This is a genomic window from Staphylococcus sp. 11007852 (assembly GCF_011394325.1).
Lineage (GTDB): Bacteria > Bacillota > Bacilli > Staphylococcales > Staphylococcaceae > Staphylococcus > Staphylococcus agnetis.
On record NZ_JAANBJ010000014.1, the window covers coordinates 17695 to 35490 of the forward strand.

16 protein-coding genes are annotated in these 17796 nt (G+C 37.2%); 4 read left to right on the plus strand and 12 right to left on the minus strand.

Annotated elements, in window-relative coordinates:
• Positions 1-8: 8 nt before the first annotated feature.
• Positions 9-2267, plus strand: coding sequence for an ATP-binding cassette domain-containing protein (locus G8Y85_RS03750; RefSeq protein ID WP_165805441.1), 2259 nt, complete (start codon positions 9-11; stop codon positions 2265-2267).
• 106 nt (positions 2268-2373) lie between these two features.
• Here G8Y85_RS03750 and isaB read toward each other — a convergent pair whose 3' ends face one another.
• The gene (gene isaB / locus G8Y85_RS03755) at positions 2374-2880 is read right to left on the minus strand and encodes an immunodominant staphylococcal antigen IsaB family protein (RefSeq protein WP_165805442.1); all 507 of its coding nucleotides are present in this window, start codon (positions 2878-2880) and stop codon (positions 2374-2376) included.
• A 226-nt stretch (positions 2881-3106) separates the two neighbouring features.
• On the opposite strand from isaB, the gene G8Y85_RS03760 reads away from it, so the two are divergent.
• The gene (locus G8Y85_RS03760; RefSeq protein ID WP_037564939.1) at positions 3107-3379 is read left to right on the plus strand and encodes a hypothetical protein; all 273 of its coding nucleotides are present in this window, start codon (positions 3107-3109) and stop codon (positions 3377-3379) included.
• 221 nt (positions 3380-3600) lie between these two features.
• On the opposite strand, the gene G8Y85_RS03765 is transcribed toward G8Y85_RS03760, so the two are convergent.
• The 3 genes from G8Y85_RS03765 to G8Y85_RS03775 form a co-directional block, all read right to left on the minus strand.
• Positions 3601-4617, minus strand: a complete 1017-nt coding sequence (locus G8Y85_RS03765; protein ID WP_165805443.1) for a LysM peptidoglycan-binding domain-containing protein — start codon at positions 4615-4617, stop codon at positions 3601-3603.
• Between the two features lie 402 nt (positions 4618-5019).
• On the minus strand, positions 5020-6159 hold the full coding sequence (locus tag G8Y85_RS03770) for a bifunctional cystathionine gamma-lyase/homocysteine desulfhydrase (protein ID WP_165805444.1): 1140 nt from the start codon (positions 6157-6159) through the stop codon (positions 5020-5022).
• Positions 6152-7063: a PLP-dependent cysteine synthase family protein gene (locus tag G8Y85_RS03775; protein ID WP_165805445.1), complete on the minus strand. Its 912-nt coding sequence runs from the start codon at positions 7061-7063 to the stop codon at positions 6152-6154. The genes G8Y85_RS03770 and G8Y85_RS03775 overlap by 8 nt, the downstream gene beginning before the upstream one ends.
• A 157-nt stretch (positions 7064-7220) precedes the next feature.
• Between G8Y85_RS03775 and G8Y85_RS03780 the strand changes: the two genes are divergently transcribed.
• Positions 7221-7640, plus strand: a complete 420-nt coding sequence (locus G8Y85_RS03780; protein ID WP_107401639.1) for a GNAT family N-acetyltransferase — start codon at positions 7221-7223, stop codon at positions 7638-7640.
• An 11-nt stretch (positions 7641-7651) separates the two neighbouring features.
• Positions 7652-8989, plus strand: a complete 1338-nt coding sequence (locus G8Y85_RS03785; RefSeq protein WP_165805446.1) for a carboxylesterase family protein — start codon at positions 7652-7654, stop codon at positions 8987-8989.
• A 107-nt stretch (positions 8990-9096) separates the two neighbouring features.
• Here the strand turns inward: G8Y85_RS03785 and G8Y85_RS03790 are convergent, their stop codons facing one another.
• The 8 genes from G8Y85_RS03790 to G8Y85_RS03825 form a co-directional block, all read right to left on the minus strand.
• Entirely contained in the window at positions 9097-10425 is a 1329-nt protein-coding gene (locus tag G8Y85_RS03790) for a sodium-dependent transporter (protein WP_165805447.1), read from the minus strand.
• A 208-nt stretch (positions 10426-10633) separates the two neighbouring features.
• Positions 10634-11440, minus strand: coding sequence for a pyruvate, water dikinase regulatory protein (locus G8Y85_RS03795; protein WP_086375134.1), 807 nt, complete (start codon positions 11438-11440; stop codon positions 10634-10636).
• Between the two features lies 1 nt (position 11441).
• Complete coding sequence (gene ppdK / locus G8Y85_RS03800; RefSeq protein WP_107368808.1) at positions 11442-14066, minus strand: pyruvate, phosphate dikinase; 2625 nt, start codon at positions 14064-14066, stop codon at positions 11442-11444.
• A gap of 273 nt (positions 14067-14339) precedes the next feature.
• Positions 14340-15005, minus strand: coding sequence for a DUF5079 family protein (locus tag G8Y85_RS03805; protein WP_165805448.1), 666 nt, complete (start codon positions 15003-15005; stop codon positions 14340-14342).
• Positions 15006-15049: 44 nt separating this feature from the next.
• Positions 15050-15682: a DUF5079 family protein gene (locus G8Y85_RS03810; protein ID WP_165805449.1), complete on the minus strand. Its 633-nt coding sequence runs from the start codon at positions 15680-15682 to the stop codon at positions 15050-15052.
• A gap of 11 nt (positions 15683-15693) precedes the next feature.
• Positions 15694-16359, minus strand: a complete 666-nt coding sequence (locus tag G8Y85_RS03815; protein WP_165805450.1) for a DUF5079 family protein — start codon at positions 16357-16359, stop codon at positions 15694-15696.
• Between the two features lie 65 nt (positions 16360-16424).
• Positions 16425-17105, minus strand: a complete 681-nt coding sequence (locus tag G8Y85_RS03820) for a DUF5079 family protein (RefSeq protein ID WP_165805459.1) — start codon at positions 17103-17105, stop codon at positions 16425-16427.
• A 55-nt stretch (positions 17106-17160) separates the two neighbouring features.
• The gene (locus G8Y85_RS03825) at positions 17161-17769 is read right to left on the minus strand and encodes a DUF5080 family protein (protein WP_107401649.1); all 609 of its coding nucleotides are present in this window, start codon (positions 17767-17769) and stop codon (positions 17161-17163) included.
• Between the last annotated feature and the right edge of the window lie 27 nt (positions 17770-17796).

Below are 17796 nucleotides of genomic sequence, written 5' to 3' on the forward strand. Positions count from 1 at the left end.
TGAATGTCATGACGCATATACACATACGCGGCGCACGTCAAAACAATTTAAAAAATATTCACGTAGCGATTCCAAAACATCAACTCACAGTCGTTACCGGTCGCTCAGGGTCAGGTAAATCCTCTCTCATTTTTAGTACCATTGCGGCTGAATCTGAGCGCTTATTAAACGAAACGTACTCAAGCTACATCCAACATCAATTAACACACTATGATAAACCAGATGTAGACCAAATAGAAAACTTGCCCGTAGCCATGATTATTAATCAAAAGCGACTTGGCGGTAATTCACGATCAACCGTGGGAACGATTTCTGACATTTATGCCTCCGTTCGCTTATTATGGTCACGGATTGGCGAACCATTTGTAGGTTATTCGGATGTCTTTTCCTTTAATAACCCAAATGGAATGTGTGAAACTTGCCAAGGATTAGGCTATGTTGAAGACATTGATTTAAACGAGTTATTAGATTATGAAAAATCGCTCAATGAAGGCGCGATTAACTTCCCATCATTTAAACCGGACAGCTGGCGAGGAAAACGTTATCGCTATTCAGGTCTTTTTGATAACGACAAAAAATTAAAAGATTATACAGAAGAAGAAATGCACACTTTCTTATATACAGAACCGACTACACTTAAAAATCCCCCTTCCAACTGGCCAAAAACAGCCAAGTTCGAAGGTTTAATCCATCGGTTCCGACGCTCATTTTTAATCAATGACAATTTTGAGAAGAAACGGTTTTTAAAAGACATACAACGTGTTGTCACCACACATCAATGTCCTACTTGTAACGGACAACGGCTAAATCAGAAGGTACTTCGTTGTAAAATCAATGGTATGAACATCGCAGAATTTACTGCATTAACTATAGAAGAAACCATTCCATTTTTAAAAACGATTCAAAGCGATAAAGCTGCATTTATCATCCAACCTTTATTGACACAACTTGAAGCGCTCAATGATATTGGATTGAATTATTTAACACTTGGGCGTGAAACGACAACCCTTTCAGGGGGTGAATCCCAGCGCATCAAACTGATTCGTCATTTAAATAGCCCACTTACCGATTTAGTCTATATCATTGATGAGCCAAGTGTTGGATTGCACCCCGAAGACATTGAAAAGATCAATCAAATTATGTTAAACATACGTGACAAAGGCAACAGTGTCATCATTGTTGAGCATGACCCCGATGTTATTAAAATCGCTGATCATGTCATAGACATCGGACCGGGCGCTGGCAAAAATGGTGGCAATGTTACCTTTGAAGGCACATATCGTGACTTATTAAAATCAGATACTGACACAGGACGTGCATTAACACGCCATCATCAATTAAAAACGCATACACCGACCCATTACAAGAATTGGTATACGTTAAATCACATCTCACGTAATAATTTAAATGACGTCTCAGTTAAAATACCGAAACAGGCGCTCACGGTGCTCACTGGTGTCGCAGGTTCTGGTAAAAGCTCTTTAATCAAAGCTGGGTTTGAAAGAGAGCCGAATGCCATATTTATTGATCAAAAGCCTGTACATGCGTCTAACCGGTCGAACCTACTCACCTATATGGATGTCTTTGATGAAGTACGCGACTTTTTTAGTAAAGCAACGGGTCTTAAAAAAGGCATGTTGAGTTATAATTCAGAAGGTGCATGTCCCAACTGTAATGGTAAAGGCGTGCTCAAAACCGAACTCGCATTTATGCCAGATTTTTCACAAGTATGTGAAGTGTGCGGTGGGACACGCTATAAGCAAGAGGTCTTAGATGCCAAAGTGGAAGGTAAGTCAATTGCGGATGTTTTAGCTCTAACGGTCGAGGAAGCTATCACCCTGTTTGAAAAAGAACCAACAATCGCGTCTCGCCTTAAATCCCTACAATCTACAGGCCTTTATTACATGACGCTAGGTCAATCATTAGATACACTTTCGGGCGGTGAAATGCAGCGGGTTAAATTAAGCCGTTATTTAACAGAAAAAATGTCCAATCACGTGTTTATTTTTGACGAACCTACAACTGGTTTACATGAAGACGATATCCCAATTTTACAGTCTCGATTTGAACAATTGATCAAAGACGGCAATACAGTCATTCTGATTGAACACAATTTAACAATGATGACTCAAGCGGATTGGCTCATTGATGTGGGGCCGGGGGCTGGAACGAAAGGCGGACATATTTTATATAGTGGTCCTCCACAAGACCTCTTTCATATTCAAAACTCAGTCACCGCAAAACATCTCGCACGTTATATTGAATAAGTACCGCTCAAACCAAACGAATAGCCTTCAAAATTTATCACTCGATAAATTTTGAAGGCTATTTTTTAACTCTAAGACGTATTTATTTATATTTACTAAATAAGCGTTATTTCGCTTTAATAACGATTGAATTACCAGGATAAAATGCCACTTCAGTTGTTTTAGTATTGTACACTTCACCTTTTTTCACATGTTGTTCAATCGATGTCGTACTATTTTTAATATGATTAATACGTAATGTAAGATTTACTAATTTATTGTTGTGATCAAAACCAACAATGACACCGTTTTTTTCAAAGAACGTTAAGTCTTTTTTTCCATAATATTTTTTGAAATCAGAACCTAACGCTTTAAAAACATCAGCTTTCGTTGATTGACCCACTTTTAATCCATTAAATATAAATTGATCGGCCTTTAAACCAGCATAAAAGTTTTTATCTTCTAAAGCGTTATTATTCGGTATATTAAATTGTCCATTATACGTATAATAAGGTGTTTGAGGTTGTGACGTCGCAGCATGTGCGGTATCCGAACCTTGACTCACAGCCCCCGCCCCTACTAACATTGTCACAGATAACCCAGTTGCTAATAAAGTTTTTGAGATGTTTTTCATTTTTTGATACTCCTTGTTCTCTTTATAATATTAAGTTGTTATAAAAACATTCCCTTATTATTATGTGATTTATTCTAACAAAATGATATGAAAATATCATTCATTTTACCATCATAAATTGGATGTATGTGGGTATACTACTAGAGACGGATTTCCGTTACAGATGACATTCCATTTTGAAATGTTATACTATTACAAAGACTATGTTAGCGTAAGGAGAATGATTATGTCTAAAAAAGATAATTCAACATTAAGTGCCGTTTCATTCGTACTTTCAAGTGCAACTGTTGCCATTGACTCATACAATGAATCGAACTTTAAAAACAAAAATAAACAATTAAGCTATTTATCGTTAGGTATTGGGGTTGGCGATATGTTGCTTGATTTTTATCTTACATTCGGGGCAAAAAGTAGTATTGCCAAGGCTTGGTCACTACTCTCATTAGGTCGCCAATTAAAATCATCATTAGAACGTTATAAAACAATTAAAGCATCTTAAATACAACATGCGCTTAAAGCCTTCAAAATTCACATTAAGAATTTTGAAGGCTGTTTTAGTATATTACTGTTTTAAATATTAATTTCGTAGAGATACACACCAACCAAACATGTAGGCGTATATGGTCCCGCGTGCAGTTTAAAAGCGAAACGCAAAAAAACGATGAGTCCTTCTAACGTAGAAACATCCACGTCGTTGAGACTCACCGTGATAGTAATCAATTAATGAATATATTTAAATTGCGCTACGCTATAAGCAGGAATCGTACGATATGTGAGAATACCTGGGCTCGCACTATAGTTCATTTCTGAAACTAAAATACTGCCGTCTGCGTTCACACGCTCAACGTATGCAACGTGACCATAGTAGCCAATATCTGTTTGTAAAATTGAACCCACTGCTGGACGATTGTTGATTGTATAGCCATCACGTGCGGCATTGTCATCCCAAGCGTTCGCATTCCACCAGTACGTACTGATGCCTTTACCAGCTGCTAAACGTTTATTAAAAACGTGCCAAGTACATTGACCCCAGTCGTATAAATTTGAATGATTAAATACTGGAGAATAATAGCCAGGTGTCGATGGTTGGCTTGGTGTAGAAGGCGTTGATGCTGAACCGCTTACTTTTAATGTTTGTCCTGGGAAAATTAAGAATGACGTTAAACCATTCAATGCCATAATATTTTGATACGTTGTACCATAGCGCGCTGCGATTAAAGACAATGAATCACCCGCTTGAACTGTATACGTTTGTGCCGTACCCGTTGATGTTGATGCTGGACGCGATGGCGTACGTGGTGTACGCGTTGGCGTTGGCACAGAGGCTCTACCACTTACTTTTAGCGTTTGACCCGGGTAAATCAAAGTACTTGTTAAACCATTTAAACGCATAATGTTCGTATAAGATGTACCGTAACGTGCTGCAATTGAAGAAAGTGTATCCCCGCTACGTACCGTGTACGTAGAAGCTGAACTTGAACCGCCAGTATTCGTTACTCGAGATGTGTTAGATGACGTTCTGCCACCTGAAACTTTTAAAACTTGATCTGGGAAAATTAAATTTGAAGTTAAACCGTTGTAAGACTTAAGTTGAGCGATAGTAATGTTAAATTGATTGGCAATAGACCATAACGAATCGCCAGCTTGTACACGATACGTTGCAGCATCAGCATCGTGTGCAGCGATAGCAGATACAGCCGATGTCCCAATCACCGCTGCGATTATTTTTTTACGCACGCGCTTCCCCTCCTAAATAGTGAAATAAGTTTACTTTTACTGATATACAAATTTATTATACACAGACCTTTGCGAAAAACATATATCCGTTATATAACATTCTTATTACAAATATTCCCACCTAATTTACGTTTGAAATGAGTGTTGCCACTTCGATTTATATTTTTAAAGGGTTTAATGGCATTTTCTTTAGACATAAATTAAGCATATCTTGTAACAATTGAAATATTACAGAATATTTAAGATATCACACCTCTTATTAAGTCATCTCCAGTAACTATTTTGTAATCATTCATACCCTTGCGTTGACCAACATCACTATCTTACATATACAAAAACACCTTCAACATTCCTTTATAACAGAATATTGAAGGCGGTGTTTTTTTATAATATGCATCCTACTTAGGCATCTAGCGCTTGCTTTAAATCTGCTACTAAGTCAGCAGTATCTTCAATTCCAAGTGATAATCGAACCAGGCCATCGGCAATGCCTTCTTTCGCACGCACTTCTGCTGGAATCGATGCATGCGTCATTAGGCTTGGCACTGAAATTAAACTTTCAACAGCCCCTAGACTTTCAGCTAATGTAAAGTATTGTGTTTGCGTTACTAGTTTTTTAGCAGTTTCCACATCCTTCACTTCAAACGACACGATACCTGGCATGCCGTCTGCTTGTTTTTGATGAATGTCTCTGTTCAAGTGACCTTCTATACTTGGATGATAAATCTTCGCTACATTGTCGTGTTGTTTTAACATTTCCACAATAGCTAGAGCGTTACGTTCAATTTGTTCTAAACGTAATCCTAATGTTTTCATCCCACGAACGAGTAAATAACTGTCCTGTGGGCCGAGTACGCCTCCTGTTGAATTTTGAATGAAACCAATTCGTTCCGCAAGTGTCGCATCATTCACTACGACAAGCCCCGCAACAACATCACTGTGACCACCTAAATATTTGGTAGCCGAGTGTACCACGATATCTGCACCAAGTGTTAGTGGCGTTTGATAGTACGGCGTCATAAAGGTATTATCAACCACAGTAATTAAGTTATATTGTTTCCCAAGTTGACTGACAGCTTCAATATCCGTCACGCGTAATAACGGATTCGATGGTGTTTCAATAAACAACATTTTTGTATTATCTTTAATTTTAGCTTCCACGTCATCAATATTTGTCGTATTCACAAAATCAAACGTAATGCCGTAACGGTTAAACACTTTCGTCATGACGCGATACGTACCCCCATATACGTCAGACCCCACAATAATATGGTCACCTTGGTCTAATAGCATGACTACCGCACTAATTGCTGCCATCCCTGAACCAAACGCAAACCCATGCGTTCCATATTCAAGTGCTGCAATCACTGACTCCAGTGACGTTCGTGTTGGATTCGCAGAGCGTGAATATTCATAGCCTTGTCGTAACGCACCGATGGCATCTTGTTCGTACGTACTTGTTTGATAAATCGGTGTAGTCACCGCACCTGTATAAGGATCTGTCGTCTGACCACCGTGAATTAATAACGTTTTTTTATTCATTTTCCATTCCTCCATATGTAAATATATTTTTCGACATATAACGATCACTACCATCAGGGAAGACAACAACGATATTTCCCTTCTGAATGCGTTGTGCGGTTTGAAGCGCCCCTTCTAATGCCGCACCTGATGAACTACCGACAAGTAGCCCTTCATAACGTGCCAAGTCTTTCACATGTTGAAATGCTGATGCGTCTGATACGACTTCGACTTTATCAATCCATGTTTGTTCCAAAAATGTGGGCCACACTTCAACACCAATGCCTTCTGTATCATGTTTGCCTTTTTCTTGACCACTCAAAATAGAGCCTTGTGGTTCTAGTACTACACATCGAATTCCTTGAGAAACAAAGCGCTCTGCCACTCCCGAAAAAGTTCCACCTGACCCTGCACCTGCGACGAAATAATCGATATTTGGTAAATCATTTAAAATTTCTGATGCTAATGTGTGTTGGTATGCTTTAGGGTTTTCTATCGTTTCAAATTGATTCGTATAAAACGCATCATGTTCTATGGCATAAGCTTGTGCTGCTTGTCTTGCACCAGTCATTCCATCTTTATTTGGTGTGCGATAAATCGTTGCACCTAATGCGCGCATCACAGTCATTTTCTCTTCAGCAAATCCTTCAGGTGCGAAAATCACACATTGAATGCCGTATGGTTTCGCAGCCATTAATAGTCCTATACCCGTATTCCCAGCTGTTGCTTCGACCACTGTGCCTCCCTTTTTTAAATCACCTTTGTTTAACGCCTGTTCAATGAAGTGCTTTCCTAATCGATCTTTAATACTCCCACCTGGATTAAACATTTCCAATTTCGCATATATGTGTACATCATTCGTACTATAATGTGACAAACGCACTAGCGGTGTATGTCCTATTAAGTCTAATACTTTAGTTGTCATATCGCTCCATCCCTAATCCTTAGTTTACAAATATGAATTATAGTATATAAAAGCTAAAGATTCAATCTTCTGATACGTTTTTAAGGCGTTGTAAGGGAACCATTTAAAAGATGAGATCAAAATACGCTATACTAAATAAAAAAAGAGGTGGTTGGCATTGCAAATCATTTCGAAAGAGACACTAAATGAACAAGAGATACACGCACTCGTTAATCTTTACGCCTCTGTGGGTTGGCATGGGCACACGACTGAGAACATTACTACCATTTATAAACAAAGCACCCATATTCTATTGGCATATCACGGTGAGGACTTGATTGGGTGTGGTCGCGCATTATCCGATGGCGTGTTTAACGCAGCCATTTATGACGTTGTCGTGCGTCCAACATATCAACGTCAAGGCGTTGGTCAACACATTGTGACCCACTTAGTTAGAGACATTGGTGAAGTTTCATGTATACATTTAATTAGCACACTTGGCAATGAAGCGTTTTATGCGCAGTGTGGTTTTAGGAAGCTGACAACTGGCATGGCCATTTATCAACATCCAAAATTAGCGACACAATATTTAGACTAGAGGTGCATGACATGATACGTGTTGAAACAGGGTTAGGCGATATCTTAGGTGAATCCCATCCTCGTTATGATGTATTTAAAGGCATTCCTTATGCCATCCCACCTGTAGGAGATTTACGCTTTCAAGCTGCACGCCCCTATTCCAAGCGATTAGATGAATTTAAAGCAACGCAATTTGGCGCTGTGCCTATTCAACCTCCAAACAGTTTAGAATCATTTTTCAATGTAACGCCCACACACTACACTCAAAGCGAAGATTGTTTAACACTCAATATTTGGCGACCACATGGCACAACAGACAGTGACCGCTTGCCAGTCATCGTATACGTTTATGGTGGGAGTTTTGTAAATGGGCATAGCGCACTCGATATGTATAACCCAGAACACTTCGTCGCACAGCATCGCGTCATTGTCGTGACATTCAATTACCGTCTTGGTGCACTTGGGTTTTTAAATTGGTCAGAAATCAACCCAGCTTGGGACTACAATTTGGGGCTGTCAGATCAACAGTGCGCTTTTCAATGGGTACACGACCATATCAGCTTTTTTGGCGGCAATCCACATTGTGTGACCGCGATGGGGCAGTCTGCCGGCGCAATGAGTATACAAGCGTTACTCTGTCATCCTAAAACGCATAACCTTATACATCGAGCTGTTTTATTAAGCGGCGCATTACAATGGATGACCTATGACACGTCGACTTTAAAAGCCCAAGAATTTGAGACGTTAAAACAGACTCACTTCCCTTCTATACCATGGACTGCACTATCACCCAATCACATCTTAACGTTAATGGCGCATCAGCAAGTGATGTATGGAAAGTCTAAAGGACTTGAATTTTTATATGCGCCCATCAAAACATCGCAGTTTACTAACCGTTTTGCACATTTAAGACTGCCCGTCCTCATTGTTCAAACGGAAGCAGAAGGAGATATTTACATTAAGTCCGAAAAACATACGTTAGACCCGCAACAATTTCAAAAAGTAGCCGAACGAAATGGTTTAGACGTCCCGCATCGTTCACAGATTCAAACTGCATCACAACAGCGCGATTGGATTACCACACATTATTTTCATCGTCCAATAGCGACACTTTCTAAAGCGCTATCGACTTATACTGACACTTGGTGTGCAACATTTGCGTGGTCTCGTCCCGATCACCGAGACTATGCGTCAAGCTATCATATCCTCGACGTTCCGTTTTGGTTCGGGCAACTTGAAATTTTAGCTGCACACGGCTTGAGGTTACGTGCGCATGATTACAATGTAAGCCAAGACATGATGCAAGACTTAAACACTTTCGCTCAAACAGGCTATCTACCTTGGGATGCGCATAAAATATATCAGTAAATCTCGGTACATAAAAAGCCATCAATATTCATTTTTATAAATGAACGTTGATGGCTTTTGGGATATTAAATTAATGCGCGTTAGACTGTTTGAGGTCATTCATGCCTCTATAATAGCTGCATAATGAAAACAGCTAAGATCACAAAAGGTAATACATATTTCACTAAAAAGTACCAAGGGTAAATGAGTTTAAAACGGTCAGGTCCAAAACCTTCTTTTAATGCATTAAAATCAATGACATAACCGACAACAAGTGTCGTTGCTAAAGCGCCGATTGGCATTAAAAGGTTGGAAACTAAAAAGTCCATATTATCGAAAATGGTCCCTGCCCCAAACGTCACATGACTAAGTGTGCCGAAAGACAACATCGCTGGAATACTGATGATAAACACGGCAATACTAAAGATTAAAGCAACTTTACGGCGTTTACGGTTATCATTACGCGTAAAATTCGACACATTTAACTCTAAAAGAGAAATTGATGACGTTAATGCCGCAAATAAAAATAAAATTAAGAAGGCAATATAAAATAATCCACCTAACTGCATACTTTCAAATACGAGTGGTAATACTTTGAATAATAAACCAGGTCCTTCTTCTGGTTTATATCCAAAAGCTTGTAATGCAGGGAAAATAGCTAATCCTGCGAGTATTGATATGACAATGTTCATCACGACAATTGTCAGCGCAGATGTTTTAATCGTCATCGCTTTAGGCGCATAACTCGCATACGTAATCATCCCAGTTGTCCCTAGTGAGAGTGCAAAAAAGGATTGACCCAATGCGAACAACATCGATTCCATCGTTATATCTTCAACACGCGGTTGTAATAAATAACGCACACCATTCATAGCCCCTTCTAATGACAAGGCTTTTATCACAATAATAATTAAAAAGATAAATAATAGTGGCATCATGATTTTTGATGCTTTTTCGAGTCCCTTTTCGACCCCTAACATCACAATGATACATGTTAAACCGATAAATATAAATTGACCGAATAACGTATAAACGGGATTACTAATAATCGTTTCAAAATGAATATCACGTAAAGATGACGGTAAGATGTGTAATAATTGAAGTAAAACAATACCAATATAAATTATAATCCATCCACCGATAACACTGTAAAATCCAAATAATACAAAAACAGCTAAATTCCCGTTCCATCCAATGACATTGAGCCATTTTTTTCCAGTTAATTTGCCATAAATTTCAGTCGTATACGTACGCCCAAGCTTTCCGACTGTAAATTCCATAACCAGTAATGGCAAACCAACAAGTATTGTAAAAATTAAAAACATCAATAAAAAAGCCCCGCCCCCATACATACCTGCCATGTATGGAAATTTCCACATTGCGCCAAGCCCAATCGCTGATCCAGCGCTTGCGAGGATAAATCCCGTAGATGTTTTCCACTGTGACTGTTGAGACACAGAATGACCTCCCTTTCACTTTAAAGCGGTAAAGTTTAAAAACGAATTGTTGAAAATATACCATAATATAACGTATTTATCAATCTCTTGTGTCACATTTTTTAGTCTAGTGATGATTGCTGTCACACTTTGTTAAAATATCATTTCATTTTAAATCCAAAAATGAACGGTCTAAGCGTGGAGGCACTTAGACCGTTAACGGAATAGGTTATTGTAGAAATTTTTCAATATAAAACGCAGACTCTTCGATTGAGCGATATTCAGTATTTATGACTGTCGCATTCAATCGCTTAAAAACTTCCTCGGCATAAGCGAGTTCTTTTTTAATACGTTCGAGATCATTGTAGTTGGCTTTTCCCTTCATACCCAATACTTTCACGCGTTCTGTGCGGATATTCATGATGTATTGAGGACTGGCAGTTAAGCCAAATACTTTTAAGTTACGATGTTTAAACACATCTTCTGGAATACCCACTTCTGGAACGAGTGGGATATTCGCAATTTTATATCCTTTATTGGCTAAGTACATGCTGAGTGGAGTTTTGGATGTACGGGACACCCCAACTATCAGCGCATCCGCTTCTCCGATGTCCGTAAAATGTTTGCCGTCATCGTACTTCACGGAATATTCGATTGCATCGATACGTTTGAAATAATCATCATCGAGCTTACGAATACGTCCTGTCTCTTTCGCAGGTTCTAATTGGGTTTTGTCTTCGATTAATGCCATGAGGGGCGACATATAATCGACATATGGAATACCATGCGCTTTCGCATACGCTTGACCCGCCGCGTTATATTCTTCCGTCACAAGCGTTGTGACCACGATAGCACCTTTAGTTTCTGCTAATTTTAGGACGTTTAGTAATTCTTCTTCATTTTTAATAAATGAAAACTTCTTCACTTCGATTTGGGTTAAATCTGGAAACTGACTAATGACCGCATGTATCATGCGTTGTGCCGTTTCTCCAATGGAGTCCGACACCACAAAAATGGTAAGTTGTTTTTGCGTCACATTATCGCCCGCTTTCCACAACACTTTGAGCTGTCGCTAAAATCGCACCAGGGACACGGAATGGTGAACATGAAACATAATCAATTTGCATTCCGTTGAAGTGATGGATGGATTTAGGGTCACCACCAAGCTCACCACATACGCCAATTTTAATCGTTGGCTTCGCTTGTTTTGCTTGGTCTACCGCTGTTTGTATCATCGCACCGACACCATTCACATCGAGCGTTTGGAAAGGGTCAACCTCTAAAATGCCACCTTGGATATAGTCATTAATGAATTTACCCGCATCGTCACGTGAGAATCCATATGTTAATTGCGTTAAGTCATTCGTACCAAAACTAAAGAAATCACATTCTTTTGCGAGTGCGCCGGCTACCATACATGCGCGTGGTGTTTCAATCATTGTTCCAATAAGGTAATTTAACGATTGACCTGTTTTTTCTTCAATTCCTTTAATACATTCAACAATTTGTGACTTTAAGGTTGTAAATTCTTCAACCGTCGATACGAGTGGAATCATAATTTCCGGCTGACATGCGATACCTTCAGCTTTTAAACGTGCCACACTTGTCATAATCGCTTCCGCTTGCATTACGTACAATTCTGGGTACGTAATCGCAAGACGACAACCACGGTGACCTAACATCGGATTCGTTTCGTGAAGTTCTGCGATACGCTTATTTAATTTGTCTTCCGAAATACCTAACTGTTGTGCAACATTTGTGACTTCTTCACCTGCTTTAGGTAAAAACTCGTGTAATGGTGGGTCTAACAAACGAACGATTGATGGGCGTTCACCTGATAAACGGAAAATTTGTTCAAAATCTTCAGTTTGGTATTCCCGAATTTGATTTAAAGCTTGGATGCGTGTCTCTTCATCCGAAGATAAGATGAAACGACGCATTTCAACAAGACGCTCTGCACCAAAGAACATATGCTCCGTACGCACAAGGCCAATACCTTTCGCGTTAAATTGGTAACCCGCTTCAATATCAGGTTTCGTCTCTGCATTCATGCGGACATTCAGACGTGCAATATCTTCCGCCCATTGCATAAATTGTTCAAACTCTTCACTATGCTCTGCGTTTGTTGTTTCAACTTTACCAGCGTAAATGTCACCATTTGCGCCATCAACAGATACCATATCTCCTTCATGCAGCGTACCACCTGGATACGTGATTACTTTTTCAACCGTGTTGATTTCTAGATTTGAACATCCAGTCACACAACATTTACCCATCCCACGAGCAACTACTGCCGCATGCGATGTCATCCCACCATGCGTCGTTACAATCGCTTCACTTGCGATCATACCTTCTATATCTTCTGGAGACGTTTCAGGACGCATTAATATGACTTTCTCACCTTGTTCAGCGCGCGCTTTCGCTTCTTCAGCCGTAAAGACGATGTGACCTACCGCAGCACCAGGACTTGCAGGTAAACCAGATTGCGATACCACTTCAGCATTTGCGAGTGCTTTCTCTTCAAATGTTGGATGGAGTAGTGTATCGATTGATTTCACATCTACTTTTGTCATCGCTTCTTCTTTAGAAATAACTCCTTCTTCTACAAGGTCTACCGCAATTTTCATCGCTGCTTTCGCCGTACGTTTACCGTTACGCGTTTGTAAAATATAGAGCTTCTCATTTTCAATCGTAAACTCAATATCTTGCATATCTTTATAATGCGCTTCTAATTGTTCAGAAACCTCTACAAATTCTTGATGCACATGTGGCATTTGATCTTTTAACGTTTGAATGTCTTTCGGCGTTCGAATCCCCGCTACGACATCTTCACCTTGCGCATTTAATAAATATTCTCCGAAAAGTTTCGCTTCGCCAGATACAGGATTACGTGTAAATGCTACACCTGTACCACTTTGGTCACCACTATTTCCGAACACCATCTCTTGGACGTTGACAGCCGTACCAATATCATGTGGAATATCATTTAAATCACGGTATACACGGGCACGGTCGTTATCCCAAGACTTAAATACCGCTTCAACCGCTTCAGTTAATTGTGTCAGTGGCTCTTGTGGGAACGGTTTAAACACTTCCTCTACATAAACTTCTTTATATTTTTCACAAATATTTTTAAGTCCTTCAGCTGGAATATCCGCATCCGTTTCATAGCCATGTTCTTTTTTATAGCCTTCAAAATATGTATGGAACGCATGCATCGGAATGTTGTAAACGACTTCACCAAACATTTGAAGTAAACGACGGTAACAGTCATAAGAAAAACGCGCATCATTTGTTTTTTGTGCTAATTTTTCAACGTTGTCATCATTAAGCCCCAAGTTTAAAATCGTGTCCATCATACCTGGCATGGAAATCTTTGCACCACTACGTACAGATACAAGAAGTAAATTTTGATCATCTGAGAACGCTTTACCCGTACGCGTTGAAAAAGCTCCTAATTGTTCTTTTAATTGTGTGATGACAGCCTCAGGAAGTGTCTCACCTTGTTTTAAGTATTCAATACACGCTTCTGTTGTAATCGTAAAACCATCAGGTACTGGTAAGCCAAGACGTTTCATTTCAGATAAATTCGCACCTTTACCACCCAGCAAATCCTTCATGTCTTTTTGACCTTCATCAAAAGCATAAATGTATTTCGTCATACTGTTTCACCTCAAATAGTTTAATATGTCATACTAATAAATATGAGTATGTCACATTATTTTTGAAAACGCAACGAAAAAAAGATAAATCATAAAAAATTTAAGAATTAATGACACCAAATTGTTAAGATTAAAGCTTTATATACGTATCATATTCTTAATTTAGAATCATTTAGTTAATTGACGTGACACAAATCATTGATTTGCATGTGACATATAAAAAAGAAGCTTAAGTCACAACACCGACGTGTCACTTAAGCTTCCCGCGAAACATTATTGAACATTTGATTGGTGGGATTCCATTTTGTATGGCCCATTACGTAATTCATCCATGAAGAGTGCGTAATTTAAGAAGGATCTAATTAATAGCGCATCAATACATATGATTAAAACTATGAGCAACCATATATACATATTCTCGTCAGAGGTTACTGGCACTTTAAAATTAAAATATAAAATCATTCCCAGACTAACTATCTTTAAGAATATTGCTAAAACATTCAACCATCTTCTTGCTTCATTTACAATAATATGAAATTCATTCAAACAAAAAAGCACTAATCCAATTAATGATAATAATATTGCTAACACTACCCCTAGCCAATCGTCAGTAACATTCCAATGTGTTCTAGTCATTTCAATTACATATAAACTGGAAAAAGTTATAATTTGCATATAACCAACAAAAACATTCACTAAGAGATATCTCAATGCAGCACTTCTACCTATTTTCACGTTTTTAAAACTATCTTGTTTAAAAATGACTATACAAGAGAGAAACCATATTACTAAGATTGTATAAATATAGATGGGTAAATCTGCCCACGTTTTAGTAACATATAAAGTTGATATACTAAAAAAAGCAATTATAATCATTAATAAAACTATAAACGGCTTCATATGAGATTTTTTCAAATTTGTAATATACGTTTTTAACATGACATCCCCCTTTATTTCTCACTTATAGATGCATTTCTCGGCTGTTAAAAATCACCATTAAGTGTTCTTACCACAAGACCATAATTAAAGAATGATCTTAAGATGAATAAATCGATACACAATATGACTATGATACTCATTCCAACGAAATTATTTTCCTCAGCCATGGTTGGTACTGTCCAAAATAAATAACCTATCCACGCTAAACTTATTAACTTCAATATAATGGCAAATATATTTATTGAACTCCTAGCCTTTTTAACTACAATATGAAATTCATTCAAAGAAAAAAAGAGTATGGCTAAAAAAGATAAAATAACCGCTCCTATAATAGAGTACAAATACATTAGACCATGCCACGGTGTCTTTATGATACAGATTAAGTATATAGAAGCCATTGCGATAGGTTGTAAATAACCAGCTATATTATTTATGATTAGATAGCGAAGAGCACTAATTTTATTAATCTGTATATTTTTATAGCTATCTTGAAACATCAATATGACATTAAAAATCATCCATATAGCATATGTCACATATAAATATATAGGTATGTCAAACCATGCATTCGACAGATTCAAAATAACCATATCAAAAAATAATACAAAAATAATGATAAAAATGATGAACGGCTTCATATGAGATTTTTTCAAATTTGTAATATACGTTTTTAACATGACATCCCCCTTTATTCCTCACTTATAGATGCATTTCCCGGCTGTTCAAAATCACCATTAAGTGTTCCTACCACAAGGGCATAAAAAAAGAATGATCTTATTAAAAATGCATCTATTACTATAAGAACAATAATAACCGACCAAATATAAAGTGTTTCTTCACCTATTTCAGGAGCAATAAAATTGATATAAATAATTAATATGATGCTTACCAATTTCAACAAAATGGCTAAAATTCTCAAACTTGTTTTGGCATTTTTAACTACAATATGAAACTCATTGATACAAAAAAGTAGAAGACCAAGAAAGGAAATAAATATAGCAAATTGGACCCATAACCAATAATTGAGCACATTCCAATGCGTATAGGCATTTCCTAATATATAGCCTGCAGTAAAAGCGACGAGTTGTATATATCCTGCAAATAAATTAACCAATAAATATCTTAATGCCGAAAATTTATCCACTTTAATATTGTTATAACTATCTTGTTTCATGATAATTAAACATGAAATAAACCATATACCAAATAATACGTATATCATTGTTGGTACGTCTGCCCACCCATTTGAAAGTATTAATCCTAATGCATTGAAAATAATAATAATAATCATTAAAAATATAATAAATGGTGTCATATGTGATTTCTTCAACTTTGTAATGTACGTTTCTAACATGTCGCTCTCCTTACTCATAAGCTTTATTTCATATATCAAAGTGCGGTTTTAACCACCTTTTATAGCTATTCCAATATCATAATTTTTTCGACAATTTTATAATCAACATATCTTTTAATAAACATAAAGGTAACAAAGTGTAACGGTATAATTATTAATATGGATCCTGAAACTAAGAACTTTGAGTCTGCTATATTAGGAATTGATAAATATTCTATAAACTTAGTAATGTAAATAAACTTCGAAAGTAATACTGTTACCAAGCCAATTTTCGACCTCGTTTTTCCATTAGCGAATCGAGCGATAATTTTACCTTCATTTAGCATCATTAATGCACCGATAGAAAGCAATAGAAAACTTATTATCATTGTTACAGTGTTGTGTAACCAATATTCAAACAAGTCAACATTATGCTGAATTCCCATATAGTAAAACAAATTATTAAAAGCTAAGATGGCATTCACACAAGAAAGCACATTGATGATTGATAAGAATTTAGCGTACCGTTTCTTTTTTAGCTTACTCGATGTATGATTTATTCTTACAAATGGAATCCACTGTAGGATGCTTATAATGATAATAATTAGCTGTATTAGAGTGGATATTTTTAAATACAAGGGAATATTTTCATAATCCAGACCATTAAATAAAGTTATACTTGTAAAAAGAATCATAAATAATGCAAATAAATTTAATGCTTGTCCTGCAGGTTTACGTATTTCGTCTATCGTTACTTTCTCAAAGATTTCTGTCTCACCTTTAGACTTTTATTATTTTTTACTTTAAAGACATGTCAATAATTTAAATTGTTCCCAGGGCTCTTAAGAAGATAATTAAAAAGATAAATGTAAGTAAAGGGCGAATCGTAATAAAGGCAAAAACACCGCGTTTCATCCATAAATAAACATCGGCAATTCCCCATATTATGATGGCTATAAATAAACCTAAAATATATGTAATACTCGCATCGATAAGTTCTTGAGCTATCGCATGATTTATTTTAAAATAAATAGCCATGCCACAGATGATAGCTATTACAGTAGAAATAATCCCTCTATATTTTGCAGCTTCTAAGTTTATTTTCATGCTTTCTAATTTATCATATTCTTCAGCACGTTTAACTTTGCCACTTTTTAAAGTGATGTCTTCTAACTTAAGTTTATACGGACGGGTCCAAAATGACTTAATGGCTAACCACGTATAGAGTAAAAAACCAATACTCAGTACTAACGCATAATTAGATATGTTTTGATAATCATCCCCTATAAAGAGAAATACAATACCTAAAATCCCTAGCGCAACACTATATACGATAAGTTGAAGTAATTTAAATCCTTCTTGATACATTACAGCTGTGAAATAAACTACATAATACATCGCAAAGACGAGTATTAATAATATAAAAAACATCCGGTATGCTCCTTTAAATAACTTTAA